Annotated in this window: 3 protein-coding genes and 1 pseudogene; all 4 read right to left on the bottom strand. The window is 69.1% G+C overall.

Translation table 11 applies throughout. The features are described from left to right. Positions 1-488 (bottom strand): ATP-binding cassette domain-containing protein (locus PHQ87_RS15825; protein WP_300236524.1); only part of this gene is annotated, 488 nt, incomplete at its 3' end. Then, positions 481-1,248 (bottom strand): ABC transporter ATP-binding protein, encoded by a 768-nt coding sequence (locus tag PHQ87_RS15820; RefSeq protein ID WP_300236521.1) that lies wholly within the window; start codon positions 1,246-1,248, stop codon positions 481-483. The genes PHQ87_RS15825 and PHQ87_RS15820, both read right to left, overlap by 8 nt. After that, positions 1,245-2,411, bottom strand: a complete 1,167-nt coding sequence (locus PHQ87_RS15815) for a branched-chain amino acid ABC transporter permease (protein ID WP_300236518.1) — start codon at positions 2,409-2,411, stop codon at positions 1,245-1,247. The genes PHQ87_RS15820 and PHQ87_RS15815 overlap by 4 nt, the downstream gene beginning before the upstream one ends. Further along, positions 2,411-2,638: pseudogene (locus PHQ87_RS15810) on the bottom strand (branched-chain amino acid ABC transporter permease); the annotation flags it as partial. The pseudogene PHQ87_RS15810 and the gene PHQ87_RS15815, both read right to left, overlap by 1 nt.

Here is a 2,638-nt window from a genome sequence, read left to right as displayed (position 1 = left end):
CCTTCGGTGGGCTCGTCGACGATCAGCAGGCGCGGGTTGCCCATCAGGGCCCGGCACAGCACCAGCATCTGCTGCTCGCCGCCGGAGAGCGCACCCGCGGGGGCATGACGGCGTTCGTGCAGGCGGGGAAACAGCTCGTAGCAGCGCGCCAGATCCCATGTCGTGGCGGCCCCGGGCAGGGGCGCACGCTGCCCCAGGCGAAGGTTTTCCTCGACGTCGAGCTGCCCGAAAACCTCGCGGTTCTCGGGGACGTAACCGATACCGGCGCGGGCGATCCGGAAGGCGCGCTCGTCCACCAGTTCGCGGTCCATGAAGCGTACCGAGCCGCTGCGGCTGACGCGGCCCACCAGGGCGCGGGCGACGGTCGAGCGGCCGGCGCCATTGCGGCCGAGCAGCGTCAGTACCCGCCCTTCAGCGAGGCCGAGATCGAGGTCGAACAGCACCTGGCTGGCACCATAAAAGGCATTGAGTCGGCGTACTTCAAGCATCTTCGGCGGCCTCCTGTGACGCGTGCTGGCCAAAATAGGCGGCGCGTACCGCAGGATGGCTGCGCACCGCCGCCGGGGTATCGACGGCGATCACCTGGCCATACACCAGTACCGCGATGCGGTCCGCCAGGTCGAACACCACGTTCATGTCGTGCTCGATCATCATCAGCGTGCGTCCCTCGCTGATGCGGCGCACGAGCGAGATCACCCGCTGCGTCTCGGCCCGGCTCATGCCCGCGGTCGGCTCGTCCAGCAGCACGCAGCGCGGGTTGCCCGCCACCGTCATGCCGATTTCCAGCAAGCGCTGGTCGGCGTAGCTCAGGTCGCGGGCCGGCGTGTCTTCACGCGCACCCAGTTCCAGCATGCCGAGCAGTTCGTCCACCCGGGCGGCCAGCGGCCGATGCCGCGCGAGCGATGACAGCAGCCCCAGGCGCTGCCCCTGTGACCACATGGCGGCAATGCACAGGTTCTCGCGCACGCTCAGGGCGCCAAACAGATTGCTGACCTGGAAGCTGCGCCCCAGCCCGGCGCGCGCCACGCGGTAGGGCGGGTGGCCCGTCACGTCCATGCCATGCAGGCGGATGCGGCCGGCATCCGGCACGAGCTGGCCCGAGATCAGCGCAAACAAGGTGGACTTGCCGGCGCCATTGGGGCCGATCAGCGCCAGCCGCTCGCCTTCGTGTACCTGGAGATCGGTGCCACGGATGATTTCCGTGAGACCGAACGACTTGCGCAGGTGCTGGATTTCCAGGGCACTCATCGCATACCTCCTGCGCGGTGCAGGGCGCGTGCCAGCCACAGCGCCACGGTCAGTCCCGAACCCAGCAGGACGGCCTGCAGCGCGCCCGGTCCCAGGGTCTGCCAGCCTGGCAGCCTGGTCGGCTCGCCCAGGGCCAGCTGATAGGCGGTCTCCGTAAAGATCACGAGCAGGAATGCCATGCCCAGGGCGCGAGCCATGGTCCGGGTGGCCGGGCCGTCGTGTGCATGCCGCCGCCAGCTTGCCTTGGCCAGGCCGACGATGCCTTCGGGGGCCAGCCACACCACCGCGACAAAGACGAACCCGTAGTAGAAGAGCCAGGCGCGGGTCCATTCGGAAACGACGCTTTGCATCACCGTCAGGAAGACCGCACCGACCAGCGGCCCCAGCGTGCTGCCCACGCCGCCGATCACCGTCAGCAGCAGCACGTTGGCCGAGGTGTGCAGCGACACGGCATCCACGGTGACGATTTCGTAGGCCAGTGCCGACAGCGTGCCGGCCACACCTGCCAGGGCACTGGCCACCAGGTAGGACGCCCAGCGAACGTTGGCGGTGCAAAAGCCTGCAAAATCGGCGCGCTGGGGGTTCTCGCGCACGGCCAGCGTGGCCATGCCGAAGGGGGTTCGCGCCAGCCAGTGCACGGTGGCCAGCACCACCAGCGACCACAGGGCGGTGAGCAGCAGCTGTGTGTCGGTGCGGCCGTAGTCGATGCCCAGCAGCGAGGCCACGTCCGTGCGCCGCAGCGTGACGCCGGCCTCGCCGCCGAAGAAGCCCGGAAACATCAGAAAACAGGCCGCCACGAGTTCGCCCAGCCCCAGGGTCACCATGGCGAAGGCGACGCCGCTGCGCCGTGTCACCGGGTAGCCGAACACGGCGCCGCAGATCAGGCCGACCAGGGCACCGACCAGGGGCAGCAATTCGTAGACCGGCCAGCCGGCCAGCCAGTGTGCCGCATGGGCCGAGAAGAACGCGGCCAGCCCGAAGTTGACGGCGTGCCCGAAGGACAGCATGCCGGTGCGGCCGAACAGCAGCTGGTAGCTCAGACCGAAGCTCCACAGGACCAGGACCTGCGTGGCCAGCTGGACCATGAAGCTGTCGCCCAGCAGGGCGATGAGCAGCGTCACCGCGGCAAACGCGGAGACGGCCAGGGTTGTGGTGGGGGTCATCAGGCGTCCCTCCTTCCGAACAGGCCGCGGGGGCGCAGCAACAGCATGGCCACCATCAGGGCGTAGGGTGCGATGGGCGCGAGCTGTGAGACCTTGACGTCGGCGAGCACGGCCGGCGCGTACCGCGCCAGCATGCCGATGGCCTGGCCCAGGCGCAGGTCCACGGCGATCAGCAGGGTCTGCAGCATGCCGATGAGCAGGGCGGCCAGAAAGGCGCCCTGGATCGA

Origin of the sequence: Hydrogenophaga sp. (assembly GCF_028698005.1) — a bacterium.
Taxonomy (GTDB): domain Bacteria; phylum Pseudomonadota; class Gammaproteobacteria; order Burkholderiales; family Burkholderiaceae_C; genus Hydrogenophaga.
This window is presented reverse-complemented; position numbering and strand designations above follow the sequence as displayed.